This is a genomic window from Aquibacillus sediminis (assembly GCF_005870085.1).
GTDB classification, from domain to species: Bacteria; Bacillota; Bacilli; order Bacillales; family Amphibacillaceae; genus Aquibacillus_E; species Aquibacillus_E sediminis.
Genome location: NZ_SZNM01000021.1, coordinates 39,466 through 65,520 on the forward strand (window position 1 = coordinate 39,466; position 26,055 = coordinate 65,520).

Below are 26,055 nucleotides of genomic sequence, written 5' to 3' on the forward strand. Positions count from 1 at the left end.
GACCTCTGACTCGGTACTACTTGAATTAACTTCCCGCTGCCATGCGCCGATTAGTTTAGCCCTAGAAACTGTCGAGAGAGCTTCTGTCACGGCAGTTCCAGCAACAAATAGCCCGCGAAAGTGTCGAGAGAGCCCCAGTCACGGCAGTTCCAGCGACAAATAGCCCTAGAAAGTGTCGAGAGAGCCCCAGTCACGGCAGTTCCAGCAACATTTAGCCCACGAAAGTGTCGAGAGAGCTTCTGTCACGGCAGTTCCAGCAACAAATAGCCGACGAAAGTGTCGAGAGAGCCCCAGTCACGGCAGTTCCGATAACATTTAGTCCTTGAAAGTGTCGAGAGAACCTCAGTCACGGCAGTTCCGATAACATTTAGTCCACGAAAGTGTCGAGAGAGTCCCAGTCACGGCAGTTCCAGCAACGTTTAGCCCATGAAAGTGTCGAGAGAGCCTTTGTCACGGCAGTTCCAATATCATTTTGCCCTAGAAAGTGTCGAGAGAGCCTCTGTCACGGCAGTTCCAACAACATATAGCCGACGAAAGTGTCGAGAGACCCCCTATCACGACAGTTCCAGTAACAAATAGACCGTGAAACTGTCGAGAGTGCGTTAAGTATTTCCGCACGATACTTACAAACAGCCCAAATAAAAAAAGCTCCCCCCAGAAAAGACTGAGGGAAGCGTTTGTTTATATTACTTTTCAATTACTCCAAAGGTAAACGTCGTGGTATAACGGTACGGTTGGTCCTTGTCTAAAACAATCGAAGGAAACCCTTGATGCTCAAGGGACGCAGGTGAACCTTGAGTTTCTAAACAAACACCCAAATACTTTTTAGAAACACCTTCAGAAAGTTGTAAACTTTCATCTAAATTATTTGACGTATACATAACGAATCCAGGTTGTTCTGTATCAACCGTTAATTGACGACCACTTGTTTCGTCACGAACAACAATGTCATGTTGCTTATATTTATCAAAAATGAAGTTATGGTCGTATCCGTTTCCGGCATATTGGTTTTGTGGGTGAGAAGAGGAGACGCCATCTTTTAGTTGGCGGCCGTTGCGAAAATCAAATACAGTCCCCTCTACTTCCAGTTTATTTCCGGTTGGAATCAGTGTATCATCAAGTTCAACTACATGACTACTATCAATCGTCACGTCATGATGTAAAATATCCTGTTTGAGATCTCCGCTTAAATTGAAATAAGAATGGTTCGTTAGTGTTAATGCCGTTTTCTTATCTGATTGAGCGTCATACGTGATTTGCAATTGATTGTCGTTTGTTAGTGTGTAAGTGACCTGTACTTGAACTGTCCCAGGGTAACCCCCTTCACCATCTGGACTAGTGTGTGTTAATGTTAAGCCCACTTTATCGCTCTCTTCAAAAGGTTCTACATCCCAAATGACTCGATCAAAGCCATTTGCTCCACCGTGTAAATGGTTAGGGCCCTCATTCGCATCAAGCTCATAGGTTGTACCGTCTATGGAAAAGGTAGAATTTTGAATTCTGCCTGCAACGCGCCCGATTAATGCACCAAAAAAGTTAGGGTTGTGGAGGTAATCTTGTTCATTTTTATAACCTAATACCACATTTTCGAAATGGTTATGCTGGTCTGGTGCTAAAATTTTTGTAATAATACCGCCGTAGTTAAGACAAGTAACTTCCATTCCATTGTCGTTTACTAGTGTGTAGCGCTTCCAATTGGAAGGAGTTGATAGTGATTGTGTGCGTAGTTCCATGTTATGTTCCTCCTAGATTAGCTGTTGTTTACTGTTTCGATAAATTTATGGAAAGCAGTTCTCCCTATTTCATTCGCTTTAAATACACCGGAATCCTCTAAAACTTTTGTGAACTTTTTTCCAAGTTCGTCTTTCATCACTTGATCTACATTGTTTTTAGTGAGATTTGCTTGATAAGTTTCCTTCATGGATTCGGCCCATGGTACATGATAGTTAGCTACATCTGCGTCTTGATCCAATAAGAACTTACGAATTTCTTCTAATTCTAGTTTAAGCCTGGCTGGTAAAACAGCAAGTCCCATCACTTCAATTAAACCAATGTTTTCCTTCTTAATATGATGAACATCTTCATGGGGGTGGAAAATTCCGAGTGGGTGTTCATCTGTTGTTCGATTATTTCTTAGCACTAAATCTAGTTCATAGTGATTGCCACGCATTCTCGCAATTGGTGTAATCGTGTTATGGGGGACATCCCCTGTAAATGCTTGAATTTGCACTGAAGGATCACTATAGTTACGCCATGTGTTTAAAATATGGTTAGCTACATCAATCAGTGATTGTTTGGATGTGGCTTTTAGGCGAATAGCAGACATTGGCCATCGAATTACGGAGGCATCAATGTCGGGATAGTCTGATAATGTAAAACTGAATAAGTCTTCCGCATTTGTCATTGCGAAAGTATAGCTGCCACCTTGGTAGTGGTCGTGGCTTAAGATAGACCCGCCAACAATTGGTAAATCAGCATTGGAACCCATGAAGTAGTGTGGGAACTTTTCTACAAATGTCAGCAACCTTGCAAATGAACCACGGTCAATTTTCATTGGGCGGTGGTGCTCGCTAAACAAAATACTATGTTCGTTGTAGTATACATATGGCGAATACTGAAGGTACCATGTTTCGTTATCTATAGGAACTTCAATAACGCGGTGGTTAGATCGAGCTGGATGTCCTGTTCGGCCAACGTAGCCCTCGTTTTCTAAACATAAGAGGCAAGTGGGATAGCTCACCTTTTGTTTTTTTGCACGTTCGCGTTTAATTTGCTCAGGATCTTTTTCTGGTTTGGATAAATTAATCGTGATATCCATATTCCCATATGGTGTTTCAGTTTGATAATGAATATTTTTGCTGATTCGCTTCATTTGAATGTAATTGCTCTGTTTACTTAAGTGATAAAAATAGTCGGTTGCTTGCTTTGGTGACTGTTGATAGTAATCATAAAATGTCTTGTTTATTTCTGATGGCTTGGATAGAAAACAGTTCATGATGTTAGCAGATAGTATTTCTTTGTCATCTAGTACATTTTCAATCACGTCATGATCGATGGCGTAGGCAATCATCTCCTCCAGTAAGTCTGGGATAGATAAATTAGTAGGTTCTGTTTCTGTAGTTTCGAAGTTTTCTAGCCGTAACAGCCCTAATATCTGGTTACGCACATAGATACGGTCGCGGTGCTCGATTAGTTTTGCTTGTACGCCTTTGTCAATAAGTTGAGATATCGTTGTGAAAATAGACATATCGCTTACACTTCCTTTCGATAGCCGCTTGGATGCTGTGCGTGCCAGGTCCAAGCATCTTGGATAATGCGGTCAATCGATGTACGGGTTGGTTGCCAACCAAGTACTTGCTTCGCTTTATCCGAGGAGGCAATTAAAGTACTTGGATCACCAGCACGTCTGTCGCCAATTTTTGCAGGGATTTCTTTCCCCGTCACGTTTCTTGCTGTATCAATAATTTGTTTGACAGAGAAACCTTGGCTACTACCTAAATTAAAGATGTTACTTTCGCCACCTTGTTTTAAATAGTCTAAGGCTAACAAGTGGGCATCAATTAAATCTTCTACATGAATGTAATCACGAATACACGTACCATCATCCGTATTGTAGTCGTCTCCGAATATGGTAATATGGTCGCGTTGTCCAAGTGCTACTTGTAGAACAATCGGAATTAAGTGTGTTTCTGGTTGATGGTCTTCGCCGATTTCTCCTCGTGCACCCGCCACATTGAAGTAGCGTAAAGATACATACTTTGTACCATGAGCTGCCCCGCACCACTTCATTAATTTTTCCATCGTCAATTTGGTTTCCCCATATGTGCTAGTTGGTTGTGTTGGTGCATTCTCTGTAATTGGAATGGCATTAGGTTCGCCATATGTTGCAGCGGTGGAAGAAAAGACGATATGCTTTATGTTGAACTCTTGCATTGCTTGTAATAATACTTGTGTTCCGTGTACATTGTTGTCAAAATATTTCAAGGGTTTCTCCATCGATTCCCCGACCAAGGAGTTTGCCGCAAAATGCAGAACAGAATCAATCGTTTCGTTCTGGAATACATTTCGTAAAAACTCTATATCACGGATGTCCCCGTGGTAAAAGGTTGCATCAGGATGGACGGCATCACGATGTCCTGTTTCTAAATTATCTATGACGACGACTTGCCTATTTTGATCAATTAACTGATAAACTGCATGTGAGCCAATATAGCCTGCTCCGCCTAATACTAATACACTCATTTATAACACTCCTTCTGTCGTTATTTCTTTTGCGCCATCATCGGTAGTGGCTAAATAGAAGCTAGGTTGATAACCTATTTTTTCTTGATAGGTAGTCGTGACAACCTGTTTAAAGCGATCTACTCCATTATCTGCAACAATCGCAATCGCACAACCACCAAAACCAGCGCCAGTCATTCTAGCCCCAAGTACACCTTCTTGTTGCCAAGCCGTTTCGACAATTGTATCTAACTCTTCACCAGTTACTTCATAGTCATGTTGTAAAGAAAGATGTGATTGGTTCATTAATTTGCCGAAGTTTGATAAATCGCCTGCTTGTAAATAGACTAAAGCTTGAATGGTTCGGTCATTTTCATAGACAGCATGCTTGGCTCGTTTACGGTCAATATCATTTGTAATCAAGTGTTTATTCGCTTCAAATTCTTGCTTTGATAAATCCCCTAAGCTTGAGATGGAAAGGCTTGTTTGTAAATCTGTTAGCGCTCGTTCGCATTGTTCACGACGTTCATTATACTTTGACGATGCCAATTCACGACGTTTATTTGTGTTAATAATCATAATTTTATAGTTTTGTAAATCAAGCGGTGCGTAATGATAGTTTAATGTTTGGCAGTTTAATAATAGTGCGTGATCTTTTTTTCCCTTCCCAATCGCAAACTGATCCATAATGCCGCTATTCACACCCATGTATTGATTTTCTACTTTCTGGCCTAATTGAATCATGTGAACGCGATCAATCTTTAGCTGGAATAACTGCTCGATCACAACGCCGGTAACCATTTCAATTGATGCGGAGGAAGATAATCCAGCTCCATTCGGAATATTGCCGTAGAATAAGATATCCACCCCAGTCGAAATGTCATAGCCTGCCTTTGCAATATACTGCATCATACCTTTTGGGTAATTGGCCCAATCATCGCTTTCCTTATACGCAAGATTGTCTAACTCACACTCAATGATGCCGCTTTCTTCCATGTTTAAAGAATAGAAGCGAACTTTTCGGTCAGTACGTTTGTGTGCAAGTGCATACGTACCAAAAGAAATTGCGGCAGGAAAAACATGGCCACCATTGTAATCTGTATGTTCACCGATTAAGTTGATCCGGCCTGGTGCAAAAAACATACGTGGTGTGTCATTTGTTTCAAAGATTGTTTTATAGTTTTGATAGAGTTCTAGCTTATTCATTATTAGCCCCCATTCCTTACCTTGAAACTTAATTAAATTAATTTATTAACTATAGTGTACGCTGAACAGCCAAAAAAATCAATCATAATTCTTTATCAAATGTGTACATCTTAAACATCGCTACTATACTATAAAGGTATTCCAAGAGACGGGTTGAAAGAAAGGGGTGCGGTTTGTGTCAAACAATTCAAAACAGATTACACTTTTGGCTACAAGTGATATTCATGGTTACATTTATCCAACTAATTATCTCGATCATCAAGACCAAAACTTAGGTTTAGCTAAACTTGCAACTATTATAAAAGCAAAGAAAGAGCAACATGATGTTGTATTAGTAGAAAATGGTGATTTAATTCAAGGCAGTCCGCTGACTTATTACCATGCTAAGTATCAATCTGAAAGTGATAATCCAATGGTCAAAGTAATCAATCATTTGCAATATGATGCTTCCGTATTTGGGAACCATGAATTTAACTATGGTTTAGCTTATCTACAAGCCACGATAAAGCAATCCAATCATCCATGGTTAGCGGCAAACATCGTCAATCAACAAGGGGAAACAATTGGGGATCCTTATCTCGTTAAGTATATCGACGGAGTGAAGGTCGTGGTTTTGGGGATAACCACTGACTACATACCAAATTGGGAAAAAACCCAACACATTAAAGGACTGCAATTTCGTAATCCACTTGAAACAGCGAAGCGATGGGTCCGCGATTTAAAACAAGAAGAAAGACCAGATGTGATGGTCGTAGCTTATCACGGTGGTTTTGAACGTGATTTAGCTACTGGTGAACCAACAGAAGAACTAACTGGTGAGAATCGAGCTTATGACATATGTACCCAAGTAGCAGGGATTGATGTTTTAGTTACTGGTCATCAACATCGGTCGTTAGCGGAAAAACAAAACGGTGTAGCGATTGTACAACCAAGCCACCAAGGTCGTGGATTAGCTGACGTACAGATAGATCTTGTCTATGAAAATGGAAAGTGGCAAGTAGTCGATACAAAACCAACCTTAATATCAATCGATGATACTGTGGAAGCAGATGAACAAGTTCTTGAACTTAGCCGTAAACAGGAACACACAACCCAACAGTGGTTAGATCAACCAATTGGAAAAATCGATGGTGATATGAAAATAACGAATCCATTTCAGGCGCGTTTGAGGGAGCATCCATTTATTGAGTTTATTAACAAGGTACAAATGGAGGCGGCGGGAGTAGATATTTCCAATACGTCTCTATTCACGAATACGATCCCGGGACTTAGCTCGCACGTAACCATGCGAGAAATTATTGCAAACTACATTTATCCGAATGCATTGACCGTATTACGGTTATCTGGCAAGGACATAAAGGAAGCGTTGGAACAGTCAGCAACATACTTTCAACTCAACCAAGATGGAGAAATTGTTGTTAACCCTGCTTTTGTGGAACCTAAACCGCAACACTACAACTATGATATGTGGGAAGGGATTGACTATCAATTAAGCATATCCAATCCAGTCGGTGAACGAGTGGTGCAATTGAATTATCATGGAAAACCAGTCGATCAAAACCAGCAATTTGATGTGGTAATGAATCACTACCGGGCTACTGGTGGAGGGAATTACACGATGTTTCAAGGTAAACCTGTGATAAAAGAAATTTCCACAGATATGCCAGAGCTAATCACTGATTACTTGTTCAAACGGGAAACAATAGCACCCGCATGTAATCAAAATTGGAAAGTGATCAAATGAATTAGACTGGAACGAGTTGTTACATGTGTGGAACAGGTTTCTATCGGTGGAATTAAGTACAGGTTTGTTTCGTTCTATTTATTCGAATCTAGTAATTCGTTATCCTGTAAATAGTAAGTTTCCAAAGGAGGTACCTATAGTGGAACATAAAAAAATGAAATCTTTCCCAGCCGATTTTCTTTGGGGCTCCGCATCGGCTGCATACCAAATTGAAGGAGCATGGGACCAAGATGGAAAAGGCCCATCTGTGTGGGATGTTTATACAAAAGAACCAGGAACAACGTATAAGGGTACAAATGGTGATGTAGCTGTGGATCACTATAATCGATATAAAGAAGACGTGGCACTGATGGCAGAAATGGGGCTAAAAGCATACCGATTCTCAATTGCCTGGAGCAGAATCCTACCTGAAGGTCGCGGAAAGGTGAACGAAGCAGGTCTGAAATTTTATGACCGGTTAATCGATGAATTACTTAAACATGACATTGAACCAGTTGTAACGGTCTATCATTGGGATGTGCCACAAGCGTTAATGGATGCCTATGGCGCATGGGAGTCCCGTCAAATTATTGAGGACTTCAACCATTATTGTTCGATTTTATTTGAACGTTATGGTGACCGTGTTAAACACTGGGTGACTTTAAATGAACAAAATATTTTTGTTGGATTAGGCTATCGTTCAGGCGTACATCCACCAGGTGTGAAAGACTTAAAGCGGATGTATCAAGCAAATCATATAGCGAACGTAGCAAATGCTAAAGTGATTCAATCATTTAGAAAACTTGTTCCAGATGGTAAAGTTGGCCCAAGTTTTGCCTACTCTCCAGCCTATCCGTATAACAGTGATCCAAGCAATGTGATTGCGGCTGAAAATGCAGAGGAAATGAACAGTCATTGGTGGATGGATATCTATGCATGGGGCAAATATCCGCAAGCTATATGGAATTACTTAGAAGACCATGGGTTAGCTCCAACGATTGAAGATGGAGATATGGAACTACTAGCAAGTGCGAAGCCTGATTTTATGGGATTAAACTATTACCAGACGGCAACCTACGAGTATAATCCACTCGATGGAATTGGAGAAGCAAAAATGAACACAACTGGTAAAAAAGGGAGTTCTTCCGATACAGGAGTACCAGGCCTGTTTAAAACGATTAAAAATCCTTTCCTTGGAACAACAGACTGGGATTGGACGATTGATCCAAAAGGATTGAGAGTCGCACTACGTCGAATTGCTAATCGTTACCAACTGCCAATCCTTATTACAGAAAATGGCCTTGGCGCCTTCGATACGTTAGAAGATGGGGATGTCGTGAACGATGATTATCGAATTGACTTTCTTGAAAGCCATCTAGATGAAATCCAGGGTGCTATTAGTGATGGTGTTGATGTATTAGGCTATTGCACCTGGTCATTTACCGACTTACTAAGTTGGTTAAATGGTTACCAAAAACGCTACGGTTTCGTATATGTAAATCGTGATGAAGATGGTCCAAAAGACTTGCGTCGGATTAAGAAGAAAAGTTTCTACTGGTACCAAGATGTCATAAAAGCAAATGGACTAGTGGATCGGAATTAAATACGATTAAAAAAGCAGGACATCACTGGTTGAGTGGATGTCTTGCTTTTTTGGGGGTTTTTGACTCTATTCTAACGCGGTTAAGCGCTTTTAAAGAGAGCCCGCGTAAGAATAAGAGCTAATCTAACGCGGTTAAGTGCATTTACCATGAGATCAAGCTGATTAAATGCTTATCACACACGATTTTACGCATTACAATGCAGTCAGTGGTGGAGAATCTTTCACATGGTACTCCTTATTAAAAAGTGAAATGTTACACAAATTTTATCGTTATTGCGGCAAAACAATAATCTTATAGAAAAAGTTTTGTTATTCAGTTCGTATCCTGTGTCTGTTGATAGGTTGCTTTGGCAAGACTCTCCAGTAAATAAACGACTGGTATTTGTGTTGTTAAGTTGGAATCGCCAATGTACTCAGTGGTGATATAGTAAGATAAATTGTAATCAGATATTTTGGCTAAGGAACAATCGGAGTGATTGGTGATGCTGACAATTTTACTGCCTTCTTGTTTAAATTGATTGACCTGTGACAGAGTCGTTGGGGATTCACCTGAAACGGACAGGACAATCGTAATACTATCTTTTAAATAGTTTCCGTGTATCGGCAGAAATGGATCCTTTATATAAAGGGCAAACTTTTTAAAACCAGAAAAATATCGGGAACCATATTCCGCTAGAATGCCAGAGCTTCCTGCCCCAATAAAAATAACATTATTCGCCTTGGCAATAACGGAAGCAATGTGCTGAATGTTATCCTCAAAGTCATGTGTTAAGGTTCGTTGTAAAAATTCATTTACAGCACTTTTAGGATTTATAATTGTATGATCATCGTTGTTATTTTTTTCTAAGTGAAGTTTGAGCTTTACTTTGAATTCAGAGAATCCATCACAGCCTATTTTTTTACAAAAACGCAAAATAGATGTTGTGGAGACATGTGTTTCCTGTGCTAAATCACGTACCCTCATGTAAACGACTTTTTCTTCGTTTGAAATAATATAATTATATAAAGCAAATTCTAATTCTGAAAAACCGGCAATTTGTTCATTTGTAAACATGATTATCCTCATTTCAAGCACTAATACGTTCATTATAATACGCAGTTATTTATTATCCAACCATTAATTAAGTAGGTTGAACTCCATTTTAAAGAAAATTAGCCGAGTACTAAGCGAGATATAAACTTAGTGACTAAAAATTGTGAACTCGTTTCAGCAGGACCTCCGTTTCATATGGGACAAGCCTCATGTCTTAGATCAGCGCCAAAGCGAAAAACAAGTAAACGTTACTGCATAAATATAGCTTTTATACAAAAATCAATCTCTAAAAAAACAGTCCTAAAAAGGTGAAAATTAAGTATCTGTTTCTATTTCTACTCCATTGTATAGTTCAAACTTATAAGAGAAAACTATTGGCGAATGTTATTAAGGAGGGAATCATTTTGTCAGAAAACAACGATAAAAACAAACCAAACAAAGATGAAAATCGTGAGACATTGACAACCCGTCAAGGCCATCCTGTGTCGGATAATCAAAACATCCGAACCATTGGTAACCGTGGTCCAGCTACACTTGAGAATTATCACTTCATTGAGAAGATTTCCCACTTTGATAGGGAGGAAGTACCAGAACGTGTCGTACACGCACGTGGATCTGGCGCATTTGGTTATTTTGAAACGTATGGAAAAGTTGGGGATGAACCAGTAGAAAAATATACCCGTGCAAAAGTATTTTCTGGTGCTGGTAAGCGTACACCGTTAATGGTTCGCTTTTCTACTGTGGCAGGATCGAAGCATGCACCAGAAACAGACCGTGACCCTCGTGGTTTTGCGGTGAAAATGTATACGGAAGATGGAAACTGGGATCTCGTTGGCAACAACTTAAAAATTTTCTTTATCCGCGATGCGATGAAGTTTCCTGATATGATTCATGCATTTAAAGCAGATCCAGCTTCAAACGTTCCAAATCCACAGCGGATGTTTGACTTTGTTTCCCGTTCTCCTGAGGCAACCCATATGATTACTTTTCTATTTTCTCCATGGGGTATTCCGGCTACATACCGCCATATGCAAGGTTCCGGTGTGAACACTTATAAATGGGTGAACGACAAAGGTGAGTCCGTTCTAGTAAAATATCATTGGGAACCAAAACAAGGAATCCGTAATTTAACCCAAGAAGAGGCGGATGAAATTCAAGCAAAAAATGTTGGGCATGCAACACAGGATTTATACGAAGCAATCGAGGAAGGAAATTATCCAGAGTGGGAGCTGTTTGTCCAAATCATGGAGGATGATTACCATCCCGAACTTGATTTTGACCCATTAGATGATACGAAACTTTGGCCAGAGGATAAATTCCCGTGGTTACCAGTAGGACGAATGGTACTGGATCGTAATCCAAAAGATTTCCATTCAGAGATTGAACAAGCTGCTTTTGGAACAGGGGTACTTGTTGATGGGATGGATTTTTCAGATGATAAAATGTTGCAAGGTCGTACGTTTTCCTACTCTGATACGCAACGCTATCGGATTGGGGCGAATTATTTAAAACTACCAGTAAATGAACCTAAAACAAAGATTCGTACCAATCAAGAACGTGGGCAAATGGACGTTCGTGACCCAAGAGAATCTGGAGAAAATCCACATATTAACTATGAACCATCCATGCTTGGAGGCTTTAAAGAAGCAGATTCAGAGGGGCGTACACCTCATCGGCCAACCTATAATGCAGCAGCAATGAGTGCACCAATTGATCGACCTAATAATTATGGACAAGCGGGCGAAACATATCGAAGCTTTAAAGATTGGGAGCGCGATGAATTAATCAAAAATCTCTCCGAAGCACTTGCCGTATGTGACAAAAAAATCCAAGATGCGATGATTGATCATTTCACCAAAGCAGATGAAGATTATGGTCGTCGTGTCAAAGAAGGTCTTGAAATGAAGATGAAAGAATTGCAAAATATGACAAAAGAAGTTCCGGGCCGTGAAGCAGGACAATCAAAATTTGGACAAGGCTCATTAGCTACCAATAAAGCAACGGATGATGCTGTCGAAAAAGGCCATGAAGCCGACCCTTATTAAAAAGAAAAAACGTGGAAAGTGCCTTGTCGCGCTTTCCACGTTTTTTAATTTACGATCTCCATATTATTTGCTGGTGATTGAACATTATCAGGCTGTGAGGTATCTAAATAGCCAATTATACTAAAGGTTGTAATTAATAACAGAAATAATACAACTAATAATTTCCTCAAAGAAGCCGCCTCCTGTTTGTGAAATCTATATTTCATTGTAAAGGAATTCTACTATGAATAATATAGGAAAATGTTTACAAATTATTCGTTTCTTAAAAAATTCTATGGGATAATATAGATTATGCATAGGAGGGATTACATGCTACAGTCAATGATAGCCGAAGTTGTTGCAATTGAACGAGTAGGTCTTGGAACACGTGTATGTTTAGATATGATTGATACATTAGATCCGTTAGAAGGAATCGCAGTCGGCAACACTGGTCATGGTTATTTAATCGTATTATCAGAAAATCGCGCGACTGAAACGTACCCTGCAAGACCTTTTCGAATCAACGGTGGTGCCATTCATCAATATATTTCGTTTGGGGAAAACAAAACTACATACTTATCTGAAGTAAAACCAGGAATGGAAGTACCGATTTTAAAAGATAACCAAATTCGCAAGGTCACTGTTGGACGAGTAAAAGTTGAAAAAAGAAAGTTTATTCGTGTAGTTTGTCAAACAGAAACTGGACAGATTTCAGCAACATTGCAGGAATCCGATAGCGTTCATGTGCTAACAGAACAAGGTAAGGCAAAAGCAGTCGTTGACCTTGAAGTTGGTGACCAGATCATGGCGATTCCTGATGAACCAGGACGTCACTTAGGAGAGAAAATAGAAGAAGAGATAGAGGAGTATTGATGGGTTTGTGACAGGGGATGTAATCGGAATGCTATAACTTCTACGAAAACATAAGGGATGCACATACAATAGAGCCGAAATGATCGGTGGATGTGCACGAAAAAGGAAGAAATGTGCATATTAGAGCCGAAAAGCTAGCTAGATGTGCACGAAAACGAGAGAAACGTGCATAATAGAGCCTAAATATCCTATAGATATAGACGAAAACGAAATAAGCATGCATATCTAGCTTAAAGTCATCCCAAATGTACTATGCAAAAACCGTAAAACAATAAACAATCATCAACCCTGCATATCCGAAGCCTCCTTTGGGAAAGCAAAGTGTGAGTACAGCTGAAATACGGGAATAAAAAAGTAAGAATACAGCTTAAAGAAAAAGGTGAGACAATGACTGATTTTTCATCAATTGGAATTAGACAAGAATGGGTCGATCTTTTACATGAAAATGGTGTATATCAACCAACCCCAATTCAAGAAAAAGCAATTCCAGTAGTATTAAACAAACAAGATATAATTGGACAAGCACAAACAGGTACAGGTAAAACACTAGCGTTTTTATTACCAATAGTTGAGCAAATAGACGAAAGTAATCCGAATATTCAAGCACTAATTCTCACACCAACTAGAGAGCTTGCTTTACAAATTACGAAGGAACTAAACAAATTAACAGAACCAACGGGGAATATTCATACTTTGGCCGTATATGGTGGCCAGGACATTGAGGGGCAGTTAAAGAAATTGAAACGAAATGTCCAAGTTGTTGTTGCCACCCCAGGGCGGTTATTGGATCATTTGCGAAGAGAAACAATTCGTTTATCAGAAGTGTCGATGTTTGTTCTTGATGAGGCGGACCAAATGTTACATATGGGCTTTTTGCCAGAGGTAGAAACAGTAATCGAACAGCTGCCGACAAAGCGGCAGACATTATTGTTCTCGGCTACTATGCCAAATGAGGTAAGGGCATTGGCGAAAAACTATATGGATCACCCTAAAGATATTCGAGTCAAAGGCAATAATATTACGGTTGATGACGTGAAACAAATCGTGATTGAAACAACAGACCGTGAGAAACAGGAAAAATTAATGCGTGTATTAGATCAATTCCGCCCATTTTTAGCGATTATCTTTTGCCGGACAAAACGGAGAGCAATTAAGTTAAATCAGGCTTTACAGCAACATGGGTACGAAACGGATGAACTTCATGGGGATTTATCCCAAGCTAAACGGGAAAAGGCGATGAAACGGTTCAGAGAGATGAAAACACAGTATTTAGTTGCGACCGATGTGGCGGCTAGAGGGTTAGATGTAGAAGGGGTTACGCATGTAATCAACTATGATATTCCACATGATGTAGAAAGCTATATTCACCGGATTGGTCGGACTGGCCGTGCTGGTGGTGATGGAATTGCGATCACATTTGTTGCTTCCAAAGATAGTCAATATATAAAAATAATTGAAAAGGGAATCAAGCGTAAAATTAATCGAAAAGAAATTTAATGTGAGGTAGAGAGTGTATGGCATATACTACCCAAAAAACAGCAAACAACTATCCCCAGACAAATGAGCCAATAGTGCCTGGGGATATTCTTTATTCATCCAAAGGTTGGTCAACTTTTTTAGTAGGGCATGTAGGTATTGTTGGACCTGATTTGTTAATTTACCATTCACATCCACGAGGGGGCTTTGCTGAATCGTTACGAGCCTATTTGTCTCGACATAAATTCGGAGGAACGCTAACCGTTTTTCGCCCGAGAGTTGGAGCAGAAGAAGCAGCAATGTGGGCACAAAACAATATTCCTTATGTAAAACGTTATCTATTTGATCCGAAATTAAACAATGTTTCTCATAATTATTGTTCCAAGTTTGTGTGGCAAGCATTTTGGTATGCCCAAAGTTGGGATATCACTAGCCGCAAGCTAACAGACAAAAGGAAACGGTGGGTTTACCCGGCCAATATAAAATACTCTTGGAATTTGCAAGTAGTTGCGAAGGTGGAGTTGTGATGTCGATTTCTTAAAAATGTTTATTATAGGTTTAGTAGTTTGCGTTTTTCAATTACAGATCTTAAAAACTTCTGCTCCCTTAGATTTCGAGTCGCATTTAAAGTGTTTACGACACGAAAATCAATTACCCTGAGATTTCATGTCGCATCTAAGGGATTCACGACACCAAAACACCTCTCCCTCTAATTTTATGTCGCTTATTTAAAACTTTGTGATTAAAGGGGAGGCGACATATAAAAGTTAGATCGGAGTTTCTAGCAACGTCTACCTTTAAAATGTTCAACATAAGCAACTGCAAAAATAAGATGATACACATACCTAACAAAGCTAGTATTTAGAAAATTTAAATAAATCTATAAATTAGTGTTGACAAATAGTACCCAAAGTACTAAGATATTAAGCAACATCAAAAAAACTTTTTGGCTATGATGAAGAGTAGTAACTCATAAAATCACTAAAGAGAGCTGGTGGGTGGTGTGAACCAGCGTGAGAATGTGAGTGAATGGACTTCTGAGCCCCAAACCGAACTTTTAAACAAAACAGTAGGCTTTGGCGAACGGTCTCATCGTTATCTGAGACAGGTATTAAGTGTAAGAGCTTGATACTGCTAAAGTGAGCTGTTATTGATATGGCTAACAAAGGTGGTACCACGGGTTTCCTCGTCCTTTTCGGATGCGGAAACCCTTTTTGTATTGCTGTTCATTTTAGGTCTATAAATTACTGTTAATGCATATAAGCTGTATTATATGCATTAACTTTACTTTCTTTCATTCTGATTGAAATGAGTGTTATACTCTCGCTTCGGCAGAATACTCCGCTTTCCATGGGCACGGCTTCAGCTAACTTGGTAAAGAAAACCACTTTACCAAGTGGATCTTCAGCTCGTGCTGTTCCCATAGGAGTCTCCGTATTCTGCCTACGCTGATATAAGTTTTCTGATGAGTAATAGGTGTTAAACTTTATAAATTCAAAAGTAACGAATTTACTGCAAGGTTATGTTACAACATGCCAATTAACATAGATAATTTTATATTATATGATTTTTTAAGCAAAGCACTATCAAACTTCAGATTACTGGAAAAAGCGGAGGAAATACACGGAGACTCCCGAGGCCCGGCAAGGGTTATGCAGGCGTTGTCCGACAAGGACGGTTTTAGCCTGTGATCCTTAATTTATCATCGGTGAGACCCCGCAGTGATTGGTAAGGAGCGAAGGCTAAGATCGCCACGTCCTGTGGCAACGCCTACGTGACCAACATCGTGTTGGCCCGAGCTCACCAGCCCCCCACAGGAAAGCGTAGTGTATTTCCGTAGCGATCTATTAGCACTCATCCTTTAAAGGAAGTTGAAAGTGATTCGTATAATACAGCTTATATGCACAACCTCAAGCTAAAATAAAATACAAACAAATCAACGACTAAGAGTAGTACGCTTACTGTGTCATAACAGAGAGCTGGTGGTGCTGGAATGCCAGTATGATAAGTAAGCGGAATGGACTTATGAGTGGTCTCCTGAACTTGCAGTAGGGAGATTCGGTTTCCTCCGTTATCGGGATAGAGTGGAAGGAACAATCCTTCAAATAGTGGTGGCACCGCGGTGACAGAACCGTCCCCTATAAAAGCAGATCAATGATTGCTCTGTTTTTATAGGGTTTTTTTAGTAGATTGCCCTAGGGGGAATTTTCCCTGTCAAAGTAAAGTTGAGTTGAGTTTAATTAGGAAGGAAGCATGAGTAAAGGAGAGTGGAGAATGGCACAATCTACATGTTCGACGGTTCGTTATAAGAGCATTCAATTGAATGGTGATACGTTAACACCAATTTCTGTGTTTAATCGACTGCAGGGCAAGAAGAAATTTTTATTAGAAAGCTCTGTAAAACACGATGAAAAAGGTCGTTATTCATTCATTGGTTTAAATCCGTACAAAGAGATCATTGGAACGGAAAGGGAAACAAAAGTACGTGATGTACATGAAGAGCAGACAGTTGTGGAACAAGGCAAACCATTAGAAATTTTAAAAAAACATATCCCAAATGAGGAGTTGCCATTACCGTTTGCATTTTATGGTGGAGCGGTTGGCTATATCGGTTACGATGCAATCCGTCAGTATGAGGATATTGGTGTGTTAAATGAAGATGAAATTGAGATGCCTGATGTCCATTTAATGTGTTATCAAGATGTGATTGTGTTTGATCATCTGCGGCAAACCGTGACAGTACTAGCGATTAATTTAACAGGAAAGCGTACAGACGAGCAGATGGAGGAAAGTTTAAAAACGGTTAAAATGGACATTGCGACACTAGTTATGGAAGACCACCACCAACCCAATATTTCCTTTGAACCATCGATTGATAAGGAAACATTTATGACCATGGTGGAAAAGGCAAAACAGCATATTGTTGATGGGGATATTTTTCAAGTTGTCTTGTCGCAACGAATGAAGGCTGATTTTGATACAGATCCATTTAGTTTCTATCGAAGCCTTCGACGCGCGAATCCGTCCCCATATATGTTTTATGTTGATTTTGAAGATTATATTGTATTGGGAGCTTCGCCAGAAAGTTTAATAAAAACGAACGGAAAACAAGTGATAACCAACCCAATTGCTGGCACAAGGCCACGTGGAAAAACAAGTCAAAAGGATGAACAGTTAGCAACAGAACTACTTGCAGATGAAAAAGAATTGGCCGAACATAAAATGCTAGTTGATTTAAGCCGGAATGATCTGGGTAGGGTTTGTGAAATAGGATCCATTACGATTCCGAAGTATATGACGATTGAACGGTATCAACATGTCATGCACATCGTATCAGAGGTACAAGGGCAGTTGTCAGAAGATTACAACGGCATTGATGCGCTGATTTCTACCTTGCCAGCTGGGACGGTTTCGGGAGCACCAAAAATCCGCGCCATGCAAATTATTAATGACCTCGAACAGAAAAAACGAGGTGCCTATGCAGGGGCGATTGGCTATATCAATATGAATGGCGATATCGATTTAGCTTTAGCAATTCGAACGCTCGTTATAAAAGGAAAAAGTGCATACGTGCAAGCGGGAGCAGGGGTTGTCTACGATTCAGATCCAGCTAGTGAATACCAAGAAACGTTAAATAAAGCCAAATCACTACTGGAGGTGAACAGTCATGATCTTGTTGATTGATAATTATGATTCATTCACGTATAACTTGTTTCAATATGTATCGGAATTAGGCAAACAAGTAAAGGTCGTACGAAACAATAAAATCACATTAGAGGAAATCCGTGAACTAAGTCCAGAAGCAATTATTCTGTCACCAGGTCCTGGGACACCACAGGATGCGGGTATCTGTATCGAAGTCGTTCGTGAACTTGCGACGGAGTTTCCGATTCTTGGTATTTGTTTAGGACACCAGGCGATTGGGGCGGCGTATGGAGCAACAATTGCACATGCCGAAACGATTAAACACGGCAAAACTTCTACCTTAGCGCATCGGCAGGACAGTATATTTAATCAGCTTCAACAACCAATTGAGGTGATGCGCTATCACTCGTTAATTATTGGTGATCGAGATGTTCCGGCTGAATTAGAGGTAATCGCAACATCAACAGATGATCAAGCGATCATGGCGGTTAAACATCGGACACTACCACTTTATGGATTGCAGTTTCATCCAGAATCCATAGGGACGGAGGAAGGAAAACAGATATTAAAAAACTATTTCACAATCATCGAGGAGGAGAAGACTTATGAAACAATTTCTTGAGAAAGTAATCGCTAAGGAATCATTAACTATTGGGGAGATGGAAGAAGCAACTCGAGTCATGTTTCATGAACAAACGTCAGATACGGAAATTGGTGCCTTTTTGACAGGTTTACAAATGAAGGGCGAAGCAGCAGAAGAGATTGCAGGTCTAGTCAATGTCATTCGTGAAAAATCATTGAGTTTTCCAACAACACTACCAGGCGTGATCGATAATTGTGGAACAGGTGGAGATCGTTCCAATAGTTTTAATATTAGTACTACATCCGCTTTTGTCATGGCCGGTGCTGGCATCACCGTTGCTAAGCATGGGAACAGGAGTATTACAAGTAAAACAGGAAGTGCAGACGTGCTTGAGCACTTAGGGGTATCGTTGTCGTTAGATGCCGAACAAATTCATCAAGCATTAAAAGAAAATGATATCGCCTTTTTATTTGCACCACATGTCCATCCAGCATTAAAACGGATGATGAAAGTAAGGCAAGATTTACGCGTTCCAACCGTGTTTAATTATATTGGTCCGCTAACAAATCCTGTTGAACTAACGACACAAATGCTTGGTATTAATCGTCGTGACATGTTAGAACGAATGGCCAATGTGCTTCACCAGCTAGGACGCAAGCGCGCCTTAATTGTGAATGGTGCAGGCTACATGGATGAAGCCTCATTAGCTGGGGAAAATCATTTTGTCTTACTGGAGCGTGGTGAATTAATGCAATTTACCTTAACACCTGAAGAAGTGGGCTTACCTGTCTATGATAATGAACAAATTATGGGTGGCGATGCTAAGCAAAATGCTGCCATTCTTCACAGTGTGTTAAAAGGAGATAAAGGCGCCTATCGTGATACAGTACTTTTAAATGCAGGTTTAGGTATTTTTGCCAATGGAAAAGCAGAAACGATTCAAGATGGGGTGCAACAAGCAAAAGAAAGCATTGATTCAGGTGCAGCGCTGGATAAATTAAATTATTTAGTAGACTACAGTAATAAGGTGAAACAAGAGGTGTAAACATGACGATATTAGATAAAATTTTACAAGAAAAACAGAAAGAGGTTGCCGTATTAAAATCAACTTACCAATCTAGTTCGGTTGCGACTCGCCTGGAAAAAAGATCACTCTATCAAGCTTTTATGGAATCCGACTATATGAATATCATTGCCGAAATCAAACGTGCTTCCCCATCAAAAGGAGTCATTAACAAAGGGGTCGATCCTGCTACACAAGCGAAAGGCTATCAGAACTATGGTGCTGGAGCGATATCCGTTTTAACCGATCAACCATTTTTTAAAGGAACGATGGAAGATTTGCAAAACGTCCGAGCAAACGTAGAGATCCCAATTTTAAATAAGGATTTTATTGTTGATGAGATTCAAATTGATCGTGCCTATGATTATGGGGCAAGTGTGATTCTACTAATTGCAGCGGCACTACCACCGGCTAGATTAGCAGATTTATATTCGTACGCAACAACGAAAGGATTAGAAGTGTTATTTGAGGTACACAACGAACAAGAAATGCAGATTGCCAATGATATTGGGGCAAAAATTGTAGGCATCAATAATCGAGACTTAAAAACGTTTCATGTCGATTTAGCAGTTACCGAAAAGTTAGTTCCAATGGTGGAAACCCCTGATGCACTAATTATTAGTGAAAGTGGTTTTAAAACAACAGAAGATGTCAATCGCATTATGCAAGCGGGAGTCAAAGGAATTCTTGTCGGCGAAACGATGATGCGTTCCGATGATTTACAGCAAACATTTAACCAATTAAGGATCCCGTTTTAAGGTGGAGGGATAACAAATGAACGTGAAAATTTGTGGCATTACAACCAAACAAGCAGCCATTCAAGCGGTGGAAGCAGGAGCAGACTTTATCGGGTTTGTTTTTGCTGACAGTAAGCGAAAGCTAGATCGAGAGCAGGCGAAAGAGATTGCTAGTGTTATTCCCGCATCCGTGAAAAAGGTGGGCGTGTTCGTTAATGAGGACGCAGAGACCATAAAGGAAATAGCAGATACAGTCGGGTTAGACTATATCCAATTACACGGAGATGAAAGCCCAGCTTTTTGTCAGCAGTTTGCATATCCGGTAATAAAAGCCTTTCAAATAAAGACAGCAGAGGACCTCGAAAAAGTTAACGATTATAATTGTGCATATTATTTACTAGATAGTCCTGCAGGCAAATACCGCGGGGGCAATGGAGAGGCGTTTGACTGGGGACTAGTCAAACACCTCCACCCATTGGAAGAAAAAATCATATTGGCAGGCGGATTGCATGCAGATAATGTCCAACAAGCAATTGCAGAAGTAAAACCTGTTGGTGTAGATGTATCAAGTGGAGTAGAAACAGATGGTGCAAAGGACGGAAACAAAATGGTTGCCTTTATCGAAAAGGCGAAGAGAGAAAGGTGATAACGATGGAAACCTATCAGCAACCAAACACACAAGGGCATTTCGGTTCATTTGGAGGGAGATTTGTCCCGGAAACGTTAATGCCGGCTGTATTGGAATTAGAAGAAGCATATCAAGAAGCGATCAACGACCCGGCGTTTATCGATGAGTTGAACGATTATTTAAAAGATTACGTAGGCAGAGAAACGCCTCTTTATAATGCAGAACGGTTCTCAAAACAACTAGGTGGGCCGAAGATTTATTTGAAACGAGAAGACCTGAACCATACCGGTGCACACAAAATTAACAATGCACTAGGCCAAGCACTACTAACGAAGCGAATGGGAAAACAGAAAGTAGTAGCTGAAACAGGTGCAGGTCAACATGGGGTAGCAACGGCAACTGTTTGTGCGCTACTTGGACTTGAATGTGTCATTTTTATGGGAAAAGAAGACATTCGCCGCCAAGAACTCAATGTGTTTCGAATGGAATTGTTAGGTGCTCGCGTTGAAAGTGTTGATCAAGGGAGCGGTACCTTGAAAGATGCCGTCAATGAGGCGCTTCGTTATTGGGTTAGCAATGTGGAGGACACGCATTATATTATTGGTTCTGTCGTTGGTCCGCACCCATTCCCACAAATCGTTCGTGACTTTCAAAGTGTGATTGGGGAAGAAACAAAGAAACAAATGCTAAACCAAGAGGGGAAACTTCCTGATGCCGTCGTTGCATGTATTGGTGGTGGAAGTAATGCAATGGGGATGTTTTATCCCTTTGTAAATGATAAAGATGTAAAGTTATACGGTGTGGAAGCTGGAGGTTCTGGTTTAGATACTGGTAAGCATGCTGCTACCTTAACGGATGGGAAAAAAGGTATTTTACATGGTACGATGACCTATTTATTACAGGATGATCATGGCCAAATTCAAGAAGCACACTCGATTTCAGCAGGGTTAGATTACCCTGGTGTCGGACCAGAACATAGTCATTTTAAAGAGATGGAACGTGTTGTGTATGATTCCATCACCGATGAAGAGGCTTTAGAAGGTTTACAAGTCTTATCACGTACGGAAGGGATCATTCCTGCGCTTGAGAGTGCCCATGCAATTGCTTATACGATGAAACTGGCAAAACAAATGAACCAGGATGAAACATTAGTTGTTTGCTTGTCAGGCCGCGGAGATAAGGACGTACAAACAGTAAGAGATGCGTTAGGAGGAAAAGCAAATGGGTAAGCAAAAGATGGATCAAGCATTTGAACAGGTGTTGGCAAAAGGCGATAAAGCATTTGTTCCCTATATCATGGCTGGTGATGGCGGGCTGGATCAATTGGATGAACAGTTGCAGTTTTTAGAGGAAAGTGGTGCAACGGTTGTAGAGCTAGGTATTCCTTTTTCGGATCCAGTGGCCGACGGACCTACTATCCAGGAAGCAGGTATTCGTGCTTTAGCTGAAGGGGTGAGTTTACGTGCTGTTTTGGAAAAATTACAGCAATCCAAACAGTCAAGAACGATTCCAGTTGTTTTAATGACCTATATTAATCCAATTTATGCCTATGGGGTTGCTGAATTTGCTGATGACTGTGATGCTGCTGGGGTTGATGGACTGATTATTCCTGACTTGCCATTAGAAGAAGAAGGCCTTATTGTCGAAGCGCTACAGAAAAACGACATTGCGCTCATCCGTTTAGCCGCATTAACAAGTACTAAGGATCGATTATCACAAATTGCAGAGCGTACCGAGGGCTTTCTTTACGCGGTAACGGTGACAGGTACCACCGGGGCGAGGAATTCTTTTCAAGACGATCTTGCGGCCCATTTAGAAGCGTTAAAGGGCCAGTGTTCCGTACCAGTGCTTGCAGGGTTTGGCGTGTCTACCCCAGAGCATGTTAGAAGTTTGACGGAACATTGTGACGGAGTTGTGGTTGGTAGTCGAATCGTTGATGCCTTGCATAAAGGGGATCGAGAAGCGATTCGAACACTTATTCAGTCCGCAAAGCTATCGGAAAAAACAAAAGCATGATCATAAAGCGTACAGGGTTATCTGTACGCTTATGTTTTTGATCGTATAGAAAAGCGGTTAAATAAGCAGTATCTCGAGAAAAAGGTTGAGATGATGTAAGAAAAGCGGCTAAATAAGCAGCATCTCGAGAAAAGCGGTGAGATGATGTAAGAAAAGCGGTTAAATAAGCAGCATCTCGAGAAAAAGGTTGAGATGATGTAAGAAAAGCGGCTAAATAAGCAGCATCTCGAGAAAAAGGGTGAGATGATGTAAGAAAAATGGCTAAATAAGCAGAATCGAGCGAAAAACGGTAAGATAATGTAAGAAAAATCATTAAATAAGCAGCATCTAGAGAAAAAAGCATTTAACATACTATATGCGATCAAACGAGCAAGATGTCTAATCGCACAAGAGAAACAACAATAGTTTAGTGTAGCAAGTCAATTTACATGCGAAACTATTATGAATCTTGATTCTTTCAAGCAACTTTCTAATGTGATTCACTACTGGTAAGTATAAAATAAAAGAGTGCGAAAATCATTCTGTCCGCACTCTTTTTATTACTAAGCTGTAACAGCTTCTTGCTCAGGAATTTTCTTCGCTTCTTTTGCCATGGCTTCCATCGCTACTTGGTTTAAGAAGTTTACAGGTTTATTGTAATGTGGTTGGAAGAAGAAATCCGTTAAAGCTAGCTGCTCAATTGTCATGTCATTTGCAATACCTACACTGATCGTGTTGATTGCTTGGGTAAAGTCTGCATCCGATATAACTTGAGCACCAACGATACGATGGGATCCTACTTCATATACAAGTTTTAGTTGAATGACAGCATTATCAGGCATGAATTCTGGACGATACGTGTCTTCCATATAGGCACTATCAACATCCAAACCAGCTAATGTTGCTGCACTTTCGGTTAATCCTGTTGATGCAATGTTATGGTTATAAATTTTAAGTCCAGAAGTTCCTTGTGTTCCAGGGTGGGCTAACACGGGTTGAACTAAGTTGTGTGCCACTAACGTCCCCATTCGAACTGCATTTGTTGCTAAAGGAATATAGGCTGGTTGTTTCGTAGCATTATAGTTGACTGCACAACAGTCACCTGCAGCATATACGTCTTTTATATTAGTCTGCATGTACTCGTCTACAATGATAGCGCCATTGTCTAGCATAGCAACTTGATCCTTGAATAAGGTTGTGTTCGGTCTGAAGCCAATACACATGACAACGAGATCCGCTTTATATTCGCCTTTGTCTGTGATTACTTTCTCTACTCTATCCTTACCGTCAAACTTAGATACAGTTTGATCAAGTGCAAGGTTAATTCCTCGTTGCTCAAAAGTCGTTTGAACGGGAGCGGTAAATGTATCATCTAAATAGCGGTTTAGAATTCGTTCTTCACTATCAATAAGTGTGACATTTTTCCCGTTCTCTTCAAAAGCCTCTACTAATTCTACGCCAATGTATCCAGCCCCAACTACGACAACATTTTGTACATCATCTGTTTCAGAGCGACGAATAATTTCGTTGGCATGATCAAAGTTTTTACATAGTTGGACATTTTCTAAATTAGAACCAGGGATTGGTGGTGTTACAGGCCATGATCCAGTTGTAATGATTAATTTATCATATGTGTACGCAGTGGTTACACCCGTTTTTAAATCTTTAGCCTCTAGTTGTTTTTGATTTACATCACAAGAAGTCACTTCATGTTTCATGTGCATGCGTACGCCTTTTTCTTCAAATTGTTTAACAGATGCGTAAAATAGTCCGTTCGCATCTTCGACTACACCACCAACATAAAGTGCAATTCCACAAGATAGGAAAGATACCGTATCATTTTTTTCAAAAACATCAATTTCTGCATGAGGGTATAAATTCAACATATTATTAATTGCCGCTGTTCCAGCATGTGTACATCCAATAACTGCTACTTTCATTTTCAATCAGCCTCCATAAAGTTCATTTATTCACATTCTATAGTGAAAACATTCACAATTTTATTTTATAAACTTACTATACCATTTAGTTTAATAAGTGACAAGGATTTGTTACCTATTTCACATAACTGTCACAAAAAAAGAAAAAAGCCCCAATCACTAATGGATGAGGGCTTGTTACTTATTTGCTTAGGTCCGTCGAAAAGATTCACGATCCATTAAGATATGCTTGATAAAAGGTTGTTAAATGTTCAATCATTGTGATCATACTCACATGAACCTCTTCGAAATCATCGCGCAAATTACTTTTTGTACTAAAATCACTATCAAGCATCTTTTCTACTTGGATTTCCATATATTCACTATTATCAAGTAATAAATATAAGTATCGCTGTGCTTTGGCATTATAGGTATTCATTGATGTTCGATCCAAATGGGTTAGCTTTAATCGGAACGTATTTATCTTTTTTTGCAATTGTTCTAAATCTTTGTAATGAATTATTTCTCTATTGGGCGTTGTGAACAGAGGATTAGATAATAAATTCTGAACCTCTTCTTCTCCAATGTAGGAAGTGGTGACATCCGGTTGTATCTCATCTGTCTTGTACAAGTTTTTAAATACTTCAAGTTTTGAAGTATATTCATCAATGGTACTTTTCTCAGCACTATAGGTAAAGGATTTGTTAAAACTAACAAATGAAAAAGGATAAATCCATCCCATGGCAATCACAATGATAATGAGTGCACTAATGGTGACGATTAAATGTTGTTTTCTCACCTTTTATATCTCCCTTTAAAGATTAAATTTATACAAAATTTTAACATGTTTCATGCTAATTCGCTAAATTGTTACACAAAGACTTTTTGTAAGGTCTGTTGTTTTTTTAATCGTAGTTGAAAGAAAATCCGACGTAACTAATGTTGTTCTCGCTCGCTCTTATAAAATGAGTGCTAATATAGAGCTCCGGAAATACACTACGCTTTCCACGGGCGGCTGGTGAGCCTCCCTCTATAAAAGTTGATATATCAACGCTTGTAGCAGTTTTAAATTATTTTTCAAAATTTTTTCGAGTGACTTTTAGTACCAGGGTAAGTTAAGTGGAAAAATTTACCATCCAATAGATACGCTTCGCTAATGCTAATTGGAAGTAATTAGCATTTTTGAATATATGTGATGCACATTGGATCTCTGCTGTACTTATGATGACTTACCCTCCCATGTCTCTTAGCGTCTAGCGCTCACATTCCTTCGTTCGGTCTATTCATAAGGCAGAGGCTGGCAGTGCTCCTCGAGAGACTCGTAGT

Annotated in this window: 22 protein-coding genes and 2 other annotated features; of the genes, 13 read left to right on the forward strand and 9 right to left on the reverse strand. The window is 39.9% G+C overall.

The genetic code is table 11. The annotated features are described in order from the left end of the window. Positions 1-686: 686 nt before the first annotated feature. From FCI53_RS16360 to FCI53_RS16375, 4 genes are read right to left on the reverse strand one after another with little or no spacing between them, the layout of a single operon-like run. Positions 687-1,733, reverse strand: a complete 1,047-nt coding sequence (locus FCI53_RS16360) for an aldose epimerase family protein (protein WP_138420118.1) — start codon at positions 1,731-1,733, stop codon at positions 687-689. A 17-nt stretch (positions 1,734-1,750) separates the two neighbouring features. Continuing rightward, positions 1,751-3,247 carry a UDP-glucose--hexose-1-phosphate uridylyltransferase gene (gene galT, locus FCI53_RS16365; protein ID WP_138420119.1) on the reverse strand — a complete coding sequence of 499 codons (1,497 nt, stop codon included), beginning with the start codon at positions 3,245-3,247 and terminating at the stop codon, positions 1,751-1,753. A gap of 5 nt (positions 3,248-3,252) precedes the next feature. Continuing rightward, positions 3,253-4,242: a UDP-glucose 4-epimerase GalE gene (gene galE, locus FCI53_RS16370; RefSeq protein ID WP_138420120.1), complete on the reverse strand. Its 990-nt coding sequence runs from the start codon at positions 4,240-4,242 to the stop codon at positions 3,253-3,255. Next, a complete protein-coding gene (locus FCI53_RS16375; RefSeq protein ID WP_138420121.1) occupies positions 4,243-5,427 on the reverse strand; it encodes a galactokinase in 1,185 nt (394 codons plus the stop codon). A 175-nt stretch (positions 5,428-5,602) separates the two neighbouring features. On the opposite strand from FCI53_RS16375, the gene FCI53_RS16380 reads away from it, so the two are divergent. Then, on the forward strand, positions 5,603-7,171 hold the full coding sequence (locus FCI53_RS16380) for a bifunctional metallophosphatase/5'-nucleotidase (protein WP_138420122.1): 1,569 nt from the start codon (positions 5,603-5,605) through the stop codon (positions 7,169-7,171). 139 nt (positions 7,172-7,310) lie between these two features. Then, on the forward strand, positions 7,311-8,753 hold the full coding sequence (locus FCI53_RS16385; protein WP_138420123.1) for a glycoside hydrolase family 1 protein: 1,443 nt from the start codon (positions 7,311-7,313) through the stop codon (positions 8,751-8,753). A 313-nt stretch (positions 8,754-9,066) separates the two neighbouring features. Here the strand turns inward: FCI53_RS16385 and FCI53_RS16390 are convergent, their stop codons facing one another. Further along, positions 9,067-9,807, reverse strand: a complete 741-nt coding sequence (locus FCI53_RS16390; protein ID WP_138420124.1) for a MurR/RpiR family transcriptional regulator — start codon at positions 9,805-9,807, stop codon at positions 9,067-9,069. Positions 9,808-10,190: 383 nt separating this feature from the next. Between FCI53_RS16390 and FCI53_RS16395 the strand changes: the two genes are divergently transcribed. Further along, entirely contained in the window at positions 10,191-11,831 is a 1,641-nt protein-coding gene (locus FCI53_RS16395) for a catalase (RefSeq protein WP_138420125.1), read from the forward strand. Between the two features lie 44 nt (positions 11,832-11,875). Here FCI53_RS16395 and FCI53_RS22075 read toward each other — a convergent pair whose 3' ends face one another. Then, positions 11,876-12,001: a hypothetical protein gene (locus tag FCI53_RS22075; protein WP_281279551.1), complete on the reverse strand. Its 126-nt coding sequence runs from the start codon at positions 11,999-12,001 to the stop codon at positions 11,876-11,878. Between the two features lie 139 nt (positions 12,002-12,140). On the opposite strand from FCI53_RS22075, the gene FCI53_RS16400 reads away from it, so the two are divergent. The 10 genes from FCI53_RS16400 to trpA all read left to right on the forward strand — a co-directional run bounded on the left by FCI53_RS16400 (position 12,141) and on the right by trpA (position 22,831). Continuing rightward, positions 12,141-12,683, forward strand: a complete 543-nt coding sequence (locus FCI53_RS16400; protein ID WP_138420126.1) for a 3-dehydroquinate synthase II domain-containing protein — start codon at positions 12,141-12,143, stop codon at positions 12,681-12,683. A gap of 387 nt (positions 12,684-13,070) precedes the next feature. Beyond that, on the forward strand, positions 13,071-14,180 hold the full coding sequence (locus FCI53_RS16405; protein WP_138420127.1) for a DEAD/DEAH box helicase: 1,110 nt from the start codon (positions 13,071-13,073) through the stop codon (positions 14,178-14,180). A 17-nt stretch (positions 14,181-14,197) separates the two neighbouring features. Next, positions 14,198-14,686, forward strand: a complete 489-nt coding sequence (locus tag FCI53_RS16410; RefSeq protein ID WP_138420128.1) for a C40 family peptidase — start codon at positions 14,198-14,200, stop codon at positions 14,684-14,686. Positions 14,687-15,102: 416 nt separating this feature from the next. Then, positions 15,103-15,356 (forward strand) — a binding site (T-box leader). Between the two features lie 733 nt (positions 15,357-16,089). Further along, positions 16,090-16,301, forward strand: a binding site (T-box leader). A 132-nt stretch (positions 16,302-16,433) separates the two neighbouring features. Beyond that, complete coding sequence (gene trpE, locus FCI53_RS16415) at positions 16,434-17,843, forward strand: anthranilate synthase component I (protein WP_138420129.1); 1,410 nt, start codon at positions 16,434-16,436, stop codon at positions 17,841-17,843. Continuing rightward, positions 17,827-18,426, forward strand: a complete 600-nt coding sequence (locus FCI53_RS16420; RefSeq protein ID WP_138420130.1) for an anthranilate synthase component II — start codon at positions 17,827-17,829, stop codon at positions 18,424-18,426. Before trpE ends, FCI53_RS16420 begins: the two co-directional genes overlap by 17 nt. Then, entirely contained in the window at positions 18,410-19,432 is a 1,023-nt protein-coding gene (gene trpD / locus FCI53_RS16425) for an anthranilate phosphoribosyltransferase (RefSeq protein ID WP_138420131.1), read from the forward strand. The genes FCI53_RS16420 and trpD overlap by 17 nt, the downstream gene beginning before the upstream one ends. 2 nt (positions 19,433-19,434) lie before the next feature. Next, positions 19,435-20,208 carry an indole-3-glycerol phosphate synthase TrpC gene (trpC, locus tag FCI53_RS16430; protein WP_138420132.1) on the forward strand — a complete coding sequence of 258 codons (774 nt, stop codon included), beginning with the start codon at positions 19,435-19,437 and terminating at the stop codon, positions 20,206-20,208. Positions 20,209-20,224: 16 nt separating this feature from the next. Then, positions 20,225-20,833, forward strand: a complete 609-nt coding sequence (locus FCI53_RS16435; protein ID WP_138420133.1) for a phosphoribosylanthranilate isomerase — start codon at positions 20,225-20,227, stop codon at positions 20,831-20,833. A 5-nt stretch (positions 20,834-20,838) separates the two neighbouring features. Next, positions 20,839-22,044: a tryptophan synthase subunit beta gene (gene trpB, locus FCI53_RS16440; protein ID WP_138420134.1), complete on the forward strand. Its 1,206-nt coding sequence runs from the start codon at positions 20,839-20,841 to the stop codon at positions 22,042-22,044. Continuing rightward, positions 22,037-22,831, forward strand: coding sequence for a tryptophan synthase subunit alpha (gene trpA, locus FCI53_RS16445; protein ID WP_138420135.1), 795 nt, complete (start codon positions 22,037-22,039; stop codon positions 22,829-22,831). The genes trpB and trpA overlap by 8 nt, the downstream gene beginning before the upstream one ends. Here the strand turns inward: trpA and FCI53_RS16450 are convergent. The 3 genes from FCI53_RS16450 to FCI53_RS16460 all read right to left on the reverse strand — a co-directional run bounded on the left by FCI53_RS16450 (position 22,791) and on the right by FCI53_RS16460 (position 25,528). Then, a complete protein-coding gene (locus FCI53_RS16450) occupies positions 22,791-23,174 on the reverse strand; it encodes a hypothetical protein (protein ID WP_138420136.1) in 384 nt (127 codons plus the stop codon). The genes trpA and FCI53_RS16450 overlap by 41 nt on opposite strands. Positions 23,175-23,373: 199 nt before the next feature. Beyond that, entirely contained in the window at positions 23,374-24,750 is a 1,377-nt protein-coding gene (locus FCI53_RS16455; RefSeq protein ID WP_138420137.1) for an FAD-dependent oxidoreductase, read from the reverse strand. A gap of 208 nt (positions 24,751-24,958) precedes the next feature. Beyond that, positions 24,959-25,528, reverse strand: coding sequence for a hypothetical protein (locus FCI53_RS16460; RefSeq protein WP_138420138.1), 570 nt, complete (start codon positions 25,526-25,528; stop codon positions 24,959-24,961). Between the last annotated feature and the right edge of the window lie 527 nt (positions 25,529-26,055).